This is a genomic window from Anaeromyxobacter terrae, from assembly GCF_022690685.1.
GTDB classification, from domain to species: domain Bacteria; phylum Myxococcota; class Myxococcia; order Myxococcales; family Anaeromyxobacteraceae; genus Anaeromyxobacter; species Anaeromyxobacter terrae.
In genome coordinates this window covers 1-14167 of sequence record NZ_JALCYY010000031.1, presented here as the reverse complement: position 1 = coordinate 14167, position 14167 = coordinate 1, and the positions used below count along the sequence as shown (strand labels likewise).

General features: G+C 73.0%; 15 protein-coding genes. 10 read left to right on the top strand and 5 right to left on the bottom strand.

Translation table 11 applies throughout. The annotated features are described in order from the left end of the window. The first annotated feature begins 39 nt into the window (after positions 1 to 39). Genes MNY62_RS14770 through MNY62_RS14760 form a run of 3 tightly spaced genes read left to right on the top strand, consistent with a single transcriptional unit; the run spans position 40 to position 3349 of the window. Complete coding sequence (locus MNY62_RS14770) at positions 40 to 1326, top strand: M16 family metallopeptidase (protein WP_242344944.1); 1287 nt, start codon at positions 40 to 42, stop codon at positions 1324 to 1326. Next, positions 1323 to 2642, top strand: a complete 1320-nt coding sequence (locus tag MNY62_RS14765) for a M16 family metallopeptidase (protein ID WP_242344943.1) — start codon at positions 1323 to 1325, stop codon at positions 2640 to 2642. Before MNY62_RS14770 ends, MNY62_RS14765 begins: the two co-directional genes overlap by 4 nt. Beyond that, a complete protein-coding gene (locus MNY62_RS14760; protein ID WP_242344942.1) occupies positions 2639 to 3349 on the top strand; it encodes an RluA family pseudouridine synthase in 711 nt (236 codons plus the stop codon). Before MNY62_RS14765 ends, MNY62_RS14760 begins: the two co-directional genes overlap by 4 nt. 6 nt (positions 3350 to 3355) lie before the next feature. Here MNY62_RS14760 and MNY62_RS14755 read toward each other — a convergent pair whose 3' ends face one another. Further along, on the bottom strand, positions 3356 to 3766 hold the full coding sequence (locus tag MNY62_RS14755; protein ID WP_242344941.1) for a hypothetical protein: 411 nt from the start codon (positions 3764 to 3766) through the stop codon (positions 3356 to 3358). A 90-nt stretch (positions 3767 to 3856) separates the two neighbouring features. On the opposite strand from MNY62_RS14755, the gene MNY62_RS14750 reads away from it, so the two are divergent. The 3 genes from MNY62_RS14750 to MNY62_RS14740 are packed head-to-tail and all read left to right on the top strand — an operon-like array spanning position 3857 to position 7101. Beyond that, the gene (locus MNY62_RS14750; RefSeq protein ID WP_242344940.1) at positions 3857 to 4609 is read left to right on the top strand and encodes an MlaE family ABC transporter permease; all 753 of its coding nucleotides are present in this window, start codon (positions 3857 to 3859) and stop codon (positions 4607 to 4609) included. 3 nt (positions 4610 to 4612) lie between these two features. Continuing rightward, positions 4613 to 5380, top strand: a complete 768-nt coding sequence (locus MNY62_RS14745; RefSeq protein WP_242344939.1) for an ABC transporter ATP-binding protein — start codon at positions 4613 to 4615, stop codon at positions 5378 to 5380. Beyond that, complete coding sequence (locus MNY62_RS14740; protein WP_242344938.1) at positions 5377 to 7101, top strand: MlaD family protein; 1725 nt, start codon at positions 5377 to 5379, stop codon at positions 7099 to 7101. Before MNY62_RS14745 ends, MNY62_RS14740 begins: the two co-directional genes overlap by 4 nt. Positions 7102 to 7122: 21 nt before the next feature. On the opposite strand, the gene MNY62_RS14735 is transcribed toward MNY62_RS14740, so the two are convergent. After that, positions 7123 to 8106 (bottom strand): hypothetical protein, encoded by a 984-nt coding sequence (locus MNY62_RS14735; protein ID WP_242344937.1) that lies wholly within the window; start codon positions 8104 to 8106, stop codon positions 7123 to 7125. Positions 8107 to 8110: 4 nt separating this feature from the next. Then, entirely contained in the window at positions 8111 to 10693 is a 2583-nt protein-coding gene (locus MNY62_RS14730; protein ID WP_242344936.1) for a TonB-dependent receptor domain-containing protein, read from the bottom strand. A 56-nt stretch (positions 10694 to 10749) separates the two neighbouring features. Here MNY62_RS14730 and MNY62_RS14725 point away from each other — a divergent pair, with 56 nt between their 5' ends. From MNY62_RS14725 to MNY62_RS14710, 4 genes are all read left to right on the top strand, one after another. Next, complete coding sequence (locus MNY62_RS14725; RefSeq protein ID WP_242344935.1) at positions 10750 to 11265, top strand: TlpA family protein disulfide reductase; 516 nt, start codon at positions 10750 to 10752, stop codon at positions 11263 to 11265. Positions 11266 to 11331: 66 nt separating this feature from the next. Further along, positions 11332 to 11532 (top strand): DNA gyrase inhibitor YacG, encoded by a 201-nt coding sequence (locus tag MNY62_RS14720; protein WP_408629087.1) that lies wholly within the window; start codon positions 11332 to 11334, stop codon positions 11530 to 11532. Next, on the top strand, positions 11529 to 12470 hold the full coding sequence (locus MNY62_RS14715; protein WP_242344934.1) for a 2-hydroxyacid dehydrogenase: 942 nt from the start codon (positions 11529 to 11531) through the stop codon (positions 12468 to 12470). Before MNY62_RS14720 ends, MNY62_RS14715 begins: the two co-directional genes overlap by 4 nt. A 145-nt stretch (positions 12471 to 12615) precedes the next feature. Then, on the top strand, positions 12616 to 13698 hold the full coding sequence (locus tag MNY62_RS14710) for a lysylphosphatidylglycerol synthase transmembrane domain-containing protein (RefSeq protein WP_242344933.1): 1083 nt from the start codon (positions 12616 to 12618) through the stop codon (positions 13696 to 13698). Here MNY62_RS14710 and MNY62_RS14705 read toward each other — a convergent pair. Together MNY62_RS14705 and MNY62_RS14700 are read right to left on the bottom strand one after the other, a co-directional pair. Continuing rightward, positions 13695 to 13856, bottom strand: a complete 162-nt coding sequence (locus tag MNY62_RS14705) for a hypothetical protein (RefSeq protein ID WP_242344932.1) — start codon at positions 13854 to 13856, stop codon at positions 13695 to 13697. The two genes, MNY62_RS14710 and MNY62_RS14705, sit on opposite strands and share 4 nt — an antisense overlap. Then, on the bottom strand, positions 13856 to 14032 hold the full coding sequence (locus MNY62_RS14700; RefSeq protein ID WP_242344931.1) for a hypothetical protein: 177 nt from the start codon (positions 14030 to 14032) through the stop codon (positions 13856 to 13858). The genes MNY62_RS14705 and MNY62_RS14700 overlap by 1 nt, the downstream gene beginning before the upstream one ends. Positions 14033 to 14167 lie beyond the last annotated feature (135 nt).

Genomic DNA, 14167 nt, shown 5'->3' with positions numbered 1-14167 from the left:
GGACGCTGCGCCGCCCGGCGGCTATGTTCGCGCGCGCACATGGCGACCCCCCCCGCGCACACCGGCGTCCTCGACCTCGAGCAGGTGAGGGCGCACACGCTCCCGAACGGCCTCCGCGTCCGGCTCCTGCATGACCGGAGCGCGCCGACGCTCAGCTATTACACGTTCTTCCAGGTCGGCTCGCGCAACGAGCGGCTCGGCACGACCGGCATCAGCCACCTGTTCGAGCACATGATGTTCAACGGGGCGGCCAAGTACGGGCCGAAGGAGTTCGATCGCGTCCTCGAGTCGCGCGGCGGTCACTCGAACGCCTACACGTCGAACGACGTGACCGCGTACTACGAGGACTTCGCGCCCGACGCCCTCGAGACGGTCATCGACCTCGAGTCGGACCGGATGCGCTCGCTCCGGCTCACGACCGACTCGCTCGAGCAGGAGCGCGAGGTCGTGAAGGAGGAGCGCCGGCTGCGCACGGAGAACTCGATCTTCGGGCTCATGGAGGAGCAGCTCGAGTCGCTCGTCTTCCTCGCCCACCCGTACCGCTGGCCGGTGATCGGCTGGATGGACGACATCGAGCGCATCACGCGGGACGACTGCGAGGCGTTCTTCCGCACCTACTACGCGCCGAACAACGCGGCGGTGTACGTCGTTGGCGACATGGACCCGGACGCGACGCTCGAGCTCCTCGAGCGCCACTACGCCGACATCCCCGCCGGCCCGCGGCCCGCCCCGGTCCCGCAGGGCGAGCCGCCCCAGCGCGGGGAGCGTCGCGCGGTCGTCCGCTACCCGGCCCAGGCGCCCGCGCTCCTCGCCGGCTGGAGGGGGCCGGCGGCCCGCAGCTCGGACTCGGCCGCGCTCGACGTCCTCCAGGTGTGCCTCGCCGTGGGCGAGTCGTCGCGGCTCCGCCGCCGCCTCGTGCAGGACGAGGAGGTCGCCGTGTCGGTGTCGATCGGCTGGGGCTGGCGCATCGACCCGGGGGTGTTCCTCGCCTTCGCGGAGCTCGCGCCGAAGGTGAAGAGCGCCCGGGCCGAGGCGATCCTCTGGGAGGAGCTCGACCGGGTCGCGACGAAGGGGGTCTCGGGCGCCGAGGTGCGGCGCGCGCAGGCGCTGCTCCGCAGCTCGGTCCTGCACGAGCTCGCGACTCACCACGGGATCGCGCACGCGCTCGGACAGGCCGAGGCGCTGCTCGGCGACTGGCGCGAGGCTGGGCACGCCCTCGAGCACTACGCCGCGGTCGGTCCGCGCGACGTGAGAAGGGTCGCCGCCGAGTACCTGGATCCTTCCCGGCGCAACGTCGTCGCGCTCGACCCCGAGGTGAAGCGGTGAGCACGCCCATCGCGCTGCCGGCCATCCACCGCGAGACCCTGCCGACCGGGCTCTCCGTCGTCGTCGCCCAGCGCCCGGGGGTCCCCCTCGCGGCGGTGCGCCTCGTGCTGCGCGGCGGCTCGTCGCTCGACCCCGCGCGCCGCAGCGGCCTCGCCCACCTCGTCGCGCTCGCCGCGCGGCGTGGGACGCGGCGTCGCACCGGCCCCGAGATCGACCTCGCCGTCGAGTCGCTCGGCGCGGAGCTCGGCGCGGGCGTGGACGAGGACGCGACCTACTTCGGCCTCTCGGCCCCGGTCGAGGAGCTCCCGCGCTGCATGGACATCCTCGCGGACGTGGCGACGCACCCGATCTTCCCGCCCGCCGAGGTGAAGCGGCTGAAGCGGCGCGAGGTCGCAGCGCTCGCCCACGACCTCGACGAGCCGTCGGTGGTCGCCGACCGCGCCATGCTCTCCGCCGCCTTCGGCGATCATCCGTACGGCCACTCGCCCGAGGGGCGCGTCCGGGACCTCACCGAGGCGAGCCGCGGCGACGTCGTCGGGTTCCACTCCCGCCACTACCGGCCCTCCGAGGCGATCCTCGTCGTCGTGGGCAAGGTGGAGCTCGGGGAGGTGCTCGCGCTCGTGCGGAAGCGCTTCGGCGCCTGGCGCGGGCCGGAGGGCGCGGAGCCGCCGGTGCGCGCCCCCGCGGCGCCCGAGACGCGGGTGGTGGTGGTGGACAAGCCGGACATCACGCAGTCGCAGGTGCGCATCGCGTCGCAGGGGTTCCCGCGCAAGAGCCCGGACTACGTCCCCGGCATCGTCGCGAGCGCCCTGCTCGGCGGGGGCTTCACCTCGCGGCTCATGGAGGCGATCCGGGTGAACCGCGGCCTCTCCTACGGGGTGCGCAGCCGGTTCTCGACGAGCGCGTCGGGCGGCGTCTTCTTCATCTCGACCTTCACGAAGGTCGAGACCACCGGCGAGATCGTGCAGGTCGCGCTCGACGAGACGGCGCGCTTCAGCGACGAGGGGCCCACGGCCGAGGAGCTGGAGCGCACGAAGAGCTATCTCTGCGGCCTCTTCCCGCTCTCCCTCGAGACGCACGACCAGCTCGCCGAGAAGCTCGCGGACCTCGCCCTCTTCGATCTCCCCGACGACGACATCCGGCTGTTCCGGGATCACGTCCGCGCGATCGGGGCGGACGAGTGCCGCCTCGCGGCGCGCCGCTACTTCCCGCTCGAGCGGCGCGTGGTCGTGGCGGTCGGCCCGGCGAAGGCGATCGCGCCGGCGCTCGAGCGGTTCGGGCCGGTGTCGGTCGTCCCCGCGAGGAAGATGGTGTGAGCGCCGGGGCAGGGGACCTCCGGGTCCTCCACGAGGACGCCGCGCTGCTCGCGGTGGACAAGCCGGCCGGGCGCATCGTCATCCCCGGGCGCGGGGGCGACGAGCGGAGCCTGCGAGAGGAGCTCGAGGCCGCCCACGGGAGGCTGTGGGTCGTGCACCGGCTCGATCGCGGCACGACCGGGGTGCTCGTCTTCGCGCGCTCCGCCGAGGCGCACCGGACGCTGAACCTCGCGTTCGATCGGGGCGAGCCGCGCAAGCGCTACCTCGCCCTCGTGCGCGGGACGCCGCCCGAGGAGGCGCGCCTCGACGCGGCGATCGCCCCGGCGCGCCGGGGACGGATGCGCCCCGCGCGGCCCGGCGACGCGCGCGGCAAGGCGGCGGCGACGGTGATCCGGCGGCTCGAGGTCTTCCCGCCGCGGGCCTGGGCGGGCGGCGTGCTCGCGCTCGTCGAGGCGCTGCCGGAGACCGGGCGCACGCACCAGATCCGCGTCCACCTCATGCACGCCGGCCACCCGCTCGCGGTGGACCCCGACTACGGCGACGAGGGTCCGCTCCTCGGGCCGGACGCACGGCTGCTCCTCGCGAGGACGCCGCTCCACGCGGCGCGGCTCGAGCTCCGCCACCCCGCGACGGGCGCCCCGCTCGTCCTCGATGCGCCGCTGCCCGACGACATGGCCGGGGCGATCGAGGCGCTGCGGGCGGGGTGAGGGGGGCTAGCCCCGTCCGTGGACGAGCAGCTTCACGTCCGAGCGGAACGTCACCTCGATCTTGCCCGCGTCGCGGACCGCCGAGACGAACCCGCGGCCGAACGTGGGGTGGTCGACGACGTCGTTCACGCCGTAGGTGCGCTTCGGGGAGTAGGGCTGCGCGCCGGAGAGATCCTTGCCGGCGAGGAGGTCCTCGAACGCGACCACCACCGCCTTCTCGCGCGCCGGGCGCTCCGCCCGCGCTCCGGCGGGACGAGGGGCCGAGCTGCCGGGCGGATCGCGGTAGCGGTGCACGCCGTGGCAGGTGTTGCACTCGACCTTCACCGGCCTGCTCGACACCACTGCGTGCACGGTGTGCGCGAGCATGAGCTGGCACTTCGTGCAGAACGCATCGACCTCGCCACCGACCTTGACCATGGGGCGCGCGAGTATAGCGATGGGCCGCCGGCCCGCAACCCGCCTCGGGAAAGCGGCGCAGCGGTCGCCGGCATGCGATAGTGCGCGCCGATGGATCGTCTCAAGGCCGCCCTCGAGGACTTCGGCCGGATGCTCCTGTTCGCGGTCGAGATGGTCGCGTGGGTCTTCCGGCCGCCGTTCCGCCCCGAGCTCGTGCTCGCCCAGATGGCCTTCATCGGCGTGGGCTCCGCCTTCATCGTCGGCGTCACCGGCACGTTCTCCGGCATGGTGTTCGCGCTGCAGATGAACTTCGCGATGAAGCAGTTCGCGGCCGAGGGCTACGTCGGCGGCTCGGTCGCCTTCTCGCTCGCCCGCGAGCTGTCGCCGGTGTTCACCGCGCTCATGGTCACCGGCCGCGCCGGCAGCGCCATCGCGACCGAGCTCGGCACCATGCGCGTCACCGAGCAGATCGACGCGATGGAGTCGATGGCGGTGAACCCGATCCAGTACCTGGTCGTGCCGCGGGTGATCGCGTCGCTGCTCATGTTCCCGATGCTCACCATGCTCTTCAACGCGCTCGGCTACGCCGGCGGGTTCGTGATGGGCGTGTACGTCGCGCGGATCCCCATCGGCCCGTACCTCGCTCACACCCAGGAGTTCATGAAGGTGAGCGACATCCTCCACGGCCTGCTCAAGGCGGTGGTGTTCGGGCTCATCGTCTCGGTGATCACCACCTGGCGCGGCTACGCGGCGACGGGCGGCGCGCGGGGGGTGGGCGAGGGGACGACCCGCGGCGTCGTCTCGAGCTCCATCTTCATCCTGCTCGCCGACTACGCGATCACCTTCGTCTCGGTGGGGACCTGAGCCGTGATCGAGGTCCGCGAGCTCTGGAAGTCGTTCGGCGAGAACCACGTGCTGAAGGGGATCACGCTCAAGATCCCCAAGGGGCAGACGTACGTCGTGCTCGGTGGGTCGGGCTCGGGTAAGACCGTCCTCATGAAGCACGTCATCGGGCTCCTCAAGCCCGATCGCGGGTCGGTGCACGTCGGCGGGATCGAGATCTCCTCCCTCCACGGGAAGGCGCTCACCGAGGCGCGCCAGCTGTTCGGGATGGTGTTCCAGGGCGCCGCGCTCTTCGACTCGATGACGGTGTACGAGAACGTGGCGTTTCCGCTCACCGAGAAGCGGCGCGGCGAGCGGATCGCCCCGGACGAGGTGCGCCGGCGGGTGATCGAGAAGCTTCGCGTCGTCGATCTCGGCGAGGAGGTCCTGCCGCGCTGGCCGTCCGAGCTCTCCGGCGGCATGCGCAAGCGCGTGGCGCTCGCCCGCGCCCTCGTCTCCGACCCGCAGGTGGTGCTCTACGACGAGCCGACCACCGGCCTCGACCCCATCACCACCGACTACGTGGACGGGATGATACTGAACGCGAAGCGGGCGCTCGGGATCACGAGCATGGTCATCTCCCACGACATCGCGAGCGCCTTCAAGGTGGCCGACCGCCTCGCGGTGCTCTACGATGGGCACCTCGCCGCCGAGGGGACCCCCGCCGAGGTGCGGGACAGCAAGGACCCATACGTGCAGCGGTTCCTCTCGATGTGGTTCGAGAAGCAGGCCTCCGAGGACCGATCCGCTTGAAGCCGGTAGTCAACAGGGCGCTCGCCGTGGGCATCCTCGCTGCCGTCACCGGCATCGCGTTCCTCATCGCGCTCACCTTCTTCCGCAAGGGCGGGTTCTCCGACCGGGACAGCTACGTCGTCCACGCGTACTTCCGCGACGCGACCGGCCTCACCTGGAAGAGCCGCGTGCAGATCGCCGGCATCCAGATCGGCGAGGTAGACGGGATCCGGCTCGAGGGCGCCCGCGCGCGCCTGGAGATCCGGGTCAAGAACGAGATCGAGCTGCACACGGACGCGTGCCTCACGAAGACCTATCCGTCGGCCCTCCTCCCCGACGCCACCCTCGAGGCGACGCCGGGCACCGAGGCGACGCCGCTCCTCCGCAACCTCCCCGAGGAGAAGCGCGAGATCGTCTGCGCGCGCGCGGCGGCCACGACCCAGGAGCTCATGGACGCGATGGCGAAGATCGCCATCGACGTCCAGGCCGTCACGGGCGACCTCGCGAAGACCGTGAGCGGCAACCAGGGGAGCCTGCGCGAGATCATCGAGAACCTCGCCCGGATCACGCGCGAGGTGGACCAGGTCGTCTCCGAGAACGGTCAGACGCTCTCGCAGATCCTCCAGAACACCCGCGACTTCACGGGCGACATCTCCGAGATCTCCGGCCGCGACAAGGAGCGGATCCACAACATCGCGCGCAACGTCGAGGATCTCACCGCGCGCCTCAACGTCGTCCTCGCGAGCGTCCAGGACATCATCGACCCGCAGGGTACTGGCCGGGGCGGCGCGCCGGGGGCCCGCGGCGAGCCGGGCGTGCCGGGGGCGCCAGGGGCGCCAGGGGTCGCGGGAGCGCCTGGGGTCGCGGGCGCGCCGAGCGGATCGTTGCTCACCCCCGAGCAGCGCGCCATCGCCCAGGCCCAGGTCGGCGGCGTGAAGCAGGCCGTGGACCGGCTGAACGGCAGCCTCGGCAAGCTCGACTCGATGCTCGAGAAGGTCAACGAGGGGAAGAGCCCTGCGGGCAAGCTCCTCGTCGACGAGCGCCTCGGCCGCAAGGTCGGCGACGCGGTCGAGGGGCTCAGCGACTACGTCGACCGGCTCGTGAAGCTGCAGGTCCAGCTCCAGCTCCGCTCCGAGTGGCTGCTCAACCAGACCGTCTCCGAGGGGCGGCCGGGCGCCAAGATCTACTTCGGCGCGCGGCTCATGCCGCGGCCCGACAAGTACTACCTCATCGAGCTGGTCTCCGATCCACGCGGCGTGAACACCGTCACGACCGAGACGATCACCACGCGACCGCCGGGCTCGAACGTCGAGAGCACGACGCTCGTCACGCGCACGCTGAACGAGGAGAAGCTCAGCTTGTCGCTGGAGCTCGCGAAGCGCTACGGGCCCGTCACGTTCCGCGCTGGCATCATCGAGGGCTCCGGCGGCGTCGGCTCGGACCTGCACCTCCTCCAGGACGCGCTCCAGCTGTCGGTGAACATGTACCAGTTCTCGCGCCCCGGCCGCTCCGTCTACCCGCGCGCGAAGATCTGGGCGAACTACCACTTCTTCCAGCACTTCTACGTCACGACCGGCGTCGACGACTTCCTGAACCAGTGGGAGACCGGCAAGTACCCGGGCGGCCGCAGCTTCAACGTCGGCACGGACGTCTTCTTCGGCGGCGGCCTGTACTTCACCGACGACGACGTGAAGACGCTCCTCGGGTCGGGCGTCAGCGGCGCGGCGAGCGCGGTGCCCTAGCAGCAGCGACGCCGCGTCCCGTCACCCGCCAGGTACCTGGCGCTCGAACCACGCCTCGCCGCCGCGGCCGTCGCGCAGGATGACCCAGATCGTGAATGGCCCCGCGGGCGCCTCGAACTCCACCGCGTCGCCCGTCGCGTTCCCCACGCCGGTGAACTCGGGGAACCGTCCCGCGGTCACGTACCACTGCCAGTCGAGCGACTCGAAGAACGGCGTGCGCGCCCCGTCGGGCGCGCACTGGTAGTAGGGCGGATCCGCCGCGCCCGGGTCCGCGCGGGCGCAGAGCACGCCGCGCCCCGCCGGGAAGCCCGCGGCGCAGAAGCCGTCGGCCCCGCACCCCGCTGCGTCGCAGGCGGTGGCGTCCCAGCACGGCACCAGGACCGGGACGCCCTCGCCGCACGGCACGTCCTCGCTCGGCACGCGCCGGACCGCCAGCGGCACCGGGTTCGAGTTCGTCACGTACGCGCCGGCGAGCTCGGTCGCGGCGATCTCGCTCCCGGGTATGAGCCGGACGCGCTTCACGGCCACCTCGCGCTTCCCGCCCGCGTCGGCGACGACGAGCACGGGGAGCTCGAGGTAGAGGCGGCACGCGAGCGCGGGCTCCGCCTCGGCGCGCGCGATGAGCCGGTCGAAGGCGCCCGCGACCTCCGGCACCGTCACCTCGATCGAGCTCCCCTCGCCGAGCGCGACGACGCCCGGCGCGGCGAGGAGGCTGTCGACGTCTCTCAGGGCCTCCGGGTCGAGGCAGGGCGGGAGCGCCTCGGTGCCGTCCGGGATGCAGGTCGCCCAGCGGATGCGCAGGGGCGCGCGGCCGAGCGGGTTCGCGACGAGCGCCGTGAGCCGCACGGTGTCGCCGAGCCGGGCATCCGCCGCGAGGCTCCCCGTCACCTGCGAGCGGACCGCGAGGATGCGCAGGTCGGCGACGAGATACTGCGGCGCGAAGCCGGTGTTGCAGGCGGAGAGGGCGAGGGCGAGGGCCGCGGCGAGCGTGACGGGGCGGGGCATGGGGTCACCACTCGGCGCGGAGCCCGAGCGCGGGAAGGACGGGGACGGAGGGGATCGCCACGGTCTGCGAGCAGTCGTAGCTCGGAAAGCGGAACTCGGCGTTCTCGCGGTTCGTGACGTTCTGCACGTCCACGTAAACGGACATCATCCAGGAGCGGAACACGAAGCGCTTGTCGAGTCGAGCGTCGGCCTGGAAGAACCCGGGCAGGCGGCCGGAGTACCGGCCGGGGGCGGGGATGCACTGGTAGCGTCCCGAGTCGGCGTCGTACACGCTGCCATCGAGCGGCGTGTACGGGTTGCCGCTCACCCCGCGCACGCGCGTGCCGAGGATCCAGTCGCCGCGCAGCCGGTACGAGAGGACCAGCGCGAGGATGTGGCGCTGGTCGAGGGGGAACGGGTGCCACTCCGGGTACGACGGCATCGTCGGGTCGTCCTGGCGATCCGAGCGCGACCACGTGTACGAGAGCCAGCCGAACAGGCCCCGCGCGAGCTCGCGGCGGAGGAGCACCTCGAGGCCGAACGCCCGGCCGTGGCCGCGGTTCGAGAGCTGCTCGAGGTTCCCCTGCGCGTCGGTGGCCCGCGTCGGGACGACGAGGTCCCACAGCCGCTTGTAGAAGCCGGTGAGCTCGAGGCGCGCCGACCACGGCAGCGCCTGGCGGACGCCGAGCGAGAGGTGGAGCCCGTGCTGCGCGCCGAGCTCCGGGTTGCCGAAGCTCTCGGTGAGGTCCTGCACCTGGGGCGCCGAGCCGAACAGCCCGGCCGCCGCGGTGAGGAGCGTGCCCGCGCGGAGGTCGTAGAACGCGGAGACCCGCGGGTCGAGCCAGGTCTTCCGCCCCCGCAGCCGCGAGTCGCCGTCGAGGCGCAACCCAGCGACGAGCCGGAGCCGCGTCGTCGCGCGCCAGTCGGCCTCCACGTAGCCGGCCGGCGCGAGCCAGGAGCCGCGCGCGCTCTCGCCGACGGTCGCCTCGGGCCGCTCCTGGCCCTGCTGATCGATCGAGCCCGGCGCGTTCAGGGGCGGCGCGTAGATGGAGTAGTCGAACGAGCGGAAGATCCCGTCGACCCCGGCCTCGAGCGTGAGCCGCTCCGACGCGCGCCAGGTGAGGGCGTCGCGCAGGGTGAGCGAGCGGATCTCGGAGAGGATCCCGAAATTGGACGACTGGAGCACGTCGAAGCTGTCGCGCCCGAGCGCCACGACGAGGTCGTTGCGCGCCGGCCCGATCGTCCGCCGCCAGCGGGCGCCGACGCGGTGGAAGACCGTCGAGAGGTAGAAGGTGGGCCGCCCGGAGGACTCGCTGCGGTCGACGAACTCGAGCTTGTCGTCCGAGCCGTAGGCGAGGAGCGAGAGGGTGCCGCCGAGCAGCGGACGCGACCACTTCCCCTGGTAGTCCCAGTACCGCGGCGCGACTCGGAGCTCGTTGGCGGTGTCCGGGGCGACGCGCGGCAGGACCACTGCGAGGACGGCGTCCACCCAGCTGCGCCGCACCGCGAGGAACCCGGTCCCGCCCGCGAGCGGTCCCTCGAGCTCCACGCGCCCGTCGAACACGTCGAGCTGCGCCGCCCCGTGGAAGGCGTCGCGCCCCTCGCGCGTGCGCAGATCCACGGTGCCGCCCAGCGCGCGGCCGTAGCGGGTCGCGAAGTTGCCGGGGAGGAACTCGAGCGACTCGATCACGTCGGAGGAGACGACCGAGGTGATGCCGCCGAAGTGGAAGAGCAGGGGGACCGGGATGCCGTCGAGGTAGACGTTGGTCTCGGCGGGCTCCGAGCCGCGCACCACGAGCAGCCCGATGCCGAACGGGCTGCGCGCCACGCCCGGCAGGTTCTGGATGACCTTCAGCGTGTCGCCCTGCGTCCCGGCGATGGTCCGGATCTCCTCGACCTCGAGCGTGTGGACGCTCACCTCGCGCCGCGGCCGCTCGCCTCGCACCACCGCCTCGTACGGATCGTAGCTCCGGCGCGAGAGCCGGTACTCGACCTCCAGCTGCTTACCGGCCTCGATCGTCTCCGTGACCGTGAAGGTCTCGTGCTCCGCCGAGACGATGCGAACCTGCGCCGGCCCGGGCGCGACCCCGCGCACCGCGAAGCGGCCGTCAGCGTCCGTCTCGGTCGCGACGCCGCCCACGTCGACGGAGGCGCCCGCCACCGGCGTCCGGGTCCCGCGCTCGATGACGCGCCCCGTGAGCATCACCGGCGCCTCGACCGGCGGGGGCGGAGGCGCGCGTCGCAGGACGAAGTCGTAGCGGTAGGCGATCTCCACCGGCGCGGGCTTGCCGTCGATCTCGGCGGGCCGGAACCGGAACTGCTGCACCGCGTGCAGCGCCGCGGCGGCGAAGCCCGGGTGCGGCCCGGGGTCCACCACCACCGCCTGCTGCACCTCGCCGTGCTCGTCGATGACGATGGAGAGCTCGACCGAGCCCTCGATGCCGGCCGCCTCGGCGTCAGGGGGGTACTCGGCGGGGACGAACGCGATGAGCTCGGGCGCGCGCGTCAGCACGCCCGCCGCGGGGGGCTCCTCGGCGTTCGGCGCCGTCTGGGCCGCGGCCGGGAAGGCCGCGAGGGCCGCTCCGAGGAGTAGCGCGTGAATCCTCATCGAGGCGCGTGGATCTTACGGTCTGGCGCCGGGGGGCGCCTATACTTTCGAGGCCCATGCGGAACTGGCTGAAGCTCGTCATCGTCGCGGTCGCCGCGCTCGTCGTCACGCAGCTCCTCCTCCGCGGGGCGGGGCGATCCGGCGGCTCCGGCGAGCCGTCGCCGCCGCTCGTCCTGCCCGACCTGCAGGGGCGGCCGGTCGATCTCACCGCGCTGCGCGGGAAGGTCGTCGCCGTGAACTTCTGGGCCACCTGGTGCGGCCCGTGCCGGGAGGAGATCCCGGAGTTCGCCGAGGTCTGGCGCGCGCACCGCGGCCGCTGCTTCGAGATCCTCGGCGTCGCGGAGGAGTCCGCGCGGGAGGACGTCGCGCGCTTCGCGGCGCAGATCCCGTACCCGATCCTCGTGGACGAGCGCGCCCAGGCGCTGGAGCCGTGGAGCGTGCGCGGCTATCCGCGCACCTACGTGCTCGACGCCGAGGGCAAGGTGCGGCACGTCTTCGAGGGCGGCATGCGCGGCGCGGAGCTCGAGGAGGCGATCCGTCCGCTCCTCCCGGCGAGCTGTCCGGGCTCGTGACGGCGGGCGACCGGGCGGGCGAGGATCCAGATGCACGCGCCCGGGCGGTCGCGGTAGATCTCGGGCGTGCCGCGCGCCTGCCCGATCTGTGGAAAGCCCGTCCCGCCCCGCACCGAGAACCGCGCGTTCCCGTTCTGCTCGGATCGCTGCCGCCTGCTCGATCTCGGCAAGTGGCTCGGGGAGGAGTACCGCGTCCCCGGGCCGCGCGCGGGGGACGGCGTCGAGGTGCCGGCGCCACCGTCCGAGCCCGATGGGGACGACGCGTGAAGCCGGTGCTCTACCTCGTCCGCGCCCTCCCGGGCGCGGATCTCGTGCCGCTCCGCGAGGTCTTCGAGATCCGCGGCGGCGCGCCCCGGCCGCCGCCTCGCGAGCGGCTCCTCGAGGAGGCGCGCGACGCGACGGTGCTCGTACCGACCTACCTCGACCGCGTGGACGCCGCGCTCGTCGAGGCGCTCCCGGCGCTCCGGCACGTCGCCTCGTACGGCGTCGGCGTGAACCACCTCGATCTCGACGCGTGCCGGCGGCGCGGGGTGCTCGTCACGAACACGCCCGAGGTCGTGACCGACGCCACCGCCGATCACGCCATGGCGCTGCTCCTCGCGGCCGCGCGCCGCATCGTCGAGGCGGACCGGATCGTCCGCGCCGGCGGCTGGACCGAGGCGGACCCGAGCTGGATGCTCGGGACGGAGGTGACCGGCAAGACGGTGGGCGTCATCGGCTTTGGCCGCATCGGCCAGGCGTTCGCTCGCCGCGCGCGCGGGTTCGAGCTTTGCGTGCTGTACGCGAGCCCGGCCGACGCCGGCCTCGGGTGGGCGGAGCGGGTGCCGCTCGACCGCCTGCTTTCGGAGAGCGACTTCGTCTCCCTGCACGTGCCGCTCTCCCCGGAGACGCGCGGGCTCCTCTCGCGCGAGCGCATCGCGCGCCTCAAGCCCGGGGCCATCGTGGTGAACACCGCGCGCGGCGGCGTGGTCGACGACGCGGCGCTCGCCGAGGCGCTCGCCGCCGGCCGGGTGGGGGCGGCGGGGCTGGACGTCTTCCCCGACGAGCCGCGCGTGCCGGAGGCGTACCTGCGCCTGCCGAACGTGGTGCTCACGCCGCACCTCGGCTCGGGCACGCGCGAGACGCGCGCGGCGATGGCGCGGCGGGTCCTCGAGGACGTGGCCCGCGTCGCCCGCGGCGAGCCGCCGCGGTACCCGGTGGCCTGAGGGACGAGGGCAGGGGGAGCGCCCCGGGTCCGCTGGCCGCGGCGCCGGCCGCGTGATATCACCGCCCACCCGCGGCGGTGCCGGTGGGACCGGCGGACGGCCGCGCGCCGCGCTCGCGGCGCGGCCTCGCCCTGGAGGAGTTCGCGTGAGACGCATCGTGCAGGCGCTCGTGGGGATCGCGATCTCCGGGGCGGCGCTGTGGCTCACCCTGCGCGGCAAGGACGTGTCTGCGATCGCGCAGGAGATCCGCGCCGCGGACTACCGCTACCTCGCGCCGTACGTGCTCACCCTCCTCTGCATCCACCTCGCGCGGACGGTGCGCTGGGGGATCCTCCTCGAGCCCGTCGCGAAGCTGCCCTTCTCGAGGCTCAACGCGGTCTCTGCGGTCGGGATCATGGCGCTCGTCGTGCTGCCGTTCCGGCTCGGCGAGTTCGCCCGCCCGTACCTCGTGGCCGAGCGCCCGCGCCTGCGGGTCTCGTCCGCGCTCTCCTCGGTCGTGGTCGAGCGCGTGGTGGACGGGGTGTTCACCGGCCTCCTGCTCGTCGTGACCCTCCTCGCCGTTCCGGACGGCGCGCCCGGCGTGCGGCTCCTCCGGACCGGCGGCGTCTTCGTGTCGCTCGCGTTCCTCGGGTTGCTCGCGTTCCTCGTCGTCGCCTACCGGAACCGCGGGCTCGCGGTGCGCATCGCCGCGGCGCTCCTCCAGCCGTTCTCGCCCCGCCTCGCGGCGCGGGCGTCTGGGATGCTCGACGCGTTCATCCACGGGCTGCGGCTCGTGCCGAGCCGGCGCAAGCTCGTGCTGTTCTTCCTGCTCACCGCGGGCTACTGGGGACTCAACGCGTGGGGGATGGCGCTCCTCGCGCGCGGGTTCGGCTTCGACCTCGGCGCGATCGAGGCCTGCACGCTCCTCGGCGTCCTCGTCATCGGCGTCATGATCCCCGCCGGCCCCGGCATGATCGGCACGTTCCAGGGGGCGATCGTGCTCGGGCTGTCGCTCTTCGCGTCGCGCGAGGCCGTGGCGACGCGGGGGGTCGCGTACGCGAACGTGATCTGGGCGGTGCAGCTCGCGCAGCAGGTCGGGCTCGGGCTCTTCTTCCTCTTCTCGCGGCACATCCAGCTCGGGCGGATCTTCGCCGCTCCGGGCGCGATCGAGGCGGGCCTAGACGCCGAGGAGGCCGACTACCAGGCCGCGGCGGACGGAGCCGGCGCGGCCAGGCTGCCGAAGGACTAGGCGATCGCGGCGGCGACCTGCTCGCGCGCGCGCTTCACCCGCTCGAAAGCCTCGGCCATGTCCGCGAGGAACGACGCGTCCACTGCAGCGTCGATCTCCTCCACGAGCTCGTCGATGAGGGAGGGTGACTCGTCGTCGAAGGGCAGGAACTCCAGCATCACATCTCCTCCTCGAGCCAGCGGAGCAGGGCTTCCTTGATGCGGTCGGCCGGGCGCCGCGGAGGACGCGGTGCCTGACGGGGTGGGTTCTCGGGGACCTTCAGCGGAAGCTCGCGCGGGGTGAACTCCTGCGTCCGCGTCGAGATCGAAGCCTGGGACGACTGCGCCTTCCCCATCCGAAATCCTCCGATATCGCCCAACCGTCCCCGTGTACCACGCAGAAGGCCGCGAGCAAGAATACGCGCTCGCCTCACAGGGGTGGTCGGGCAACAGAGGTTGGTATCACACCTGTCTGACATTGTGCTGGGGGG

Coding starts and splice junctions, on each gene's coding strand:
- MNY62_RS14770 (WP_242344944.1), top strand. CDS start 40: ATGGCGACCCCCCCCGCGCACACCGGCGTCCTCGACCTCGAGCAGGTG.
- MNY62_RS14755 (WP_242344941.1), bottom strand. CDS start 3,766: ATGGTCAAGGTCGGTGGCGAGGTCGATGCGTTCTGCACGAAGTGCCAG.
- MNY62_RS14750 (WP_242344940.1), top strand. CDS start 3,857: ATGGATCGTCTCAAGGCCGCCCTCGAGGACTTCGGCCGGATGCTCCTG.
- MNY62_RS14735 (WP_242344937.1), bottom strand. CDS start 8,106: ATGCCCCGCCCCGTCACGCTCGCCGCGGCCCTCGCCCTCGCCCTCTCC.
- MNY62_RS14730 (WP_242344936.1), bottom strand. CDS start 10,693: ATGAGGATTCACGCGCTACTCCTCGGAGCGGCCCTCGCGGCCTTCCCG.
- MNY62_RS14725 (WP_242344935.1), top strand. CDS start 10,750: ATGCGGAACTGGCTGAAGCTCGTCATCGTCGCGGTCGCCGCGCTCGTC.
- MNY62_RS14705 (WP_242344932.1), bottom strand. CDS start 13,856: ATGCTGGAGTTCCTGCCCTTCGACGACGAGTCACCCTCCCTCATCGAC.
- MNY62_RS14700 (WP_242344931.1), bottom strand. CDS start 14,032: ATGGGGAAGGCGCAGTCGTCCCAGGCTTCGATCTCGACGCGGACGCAG.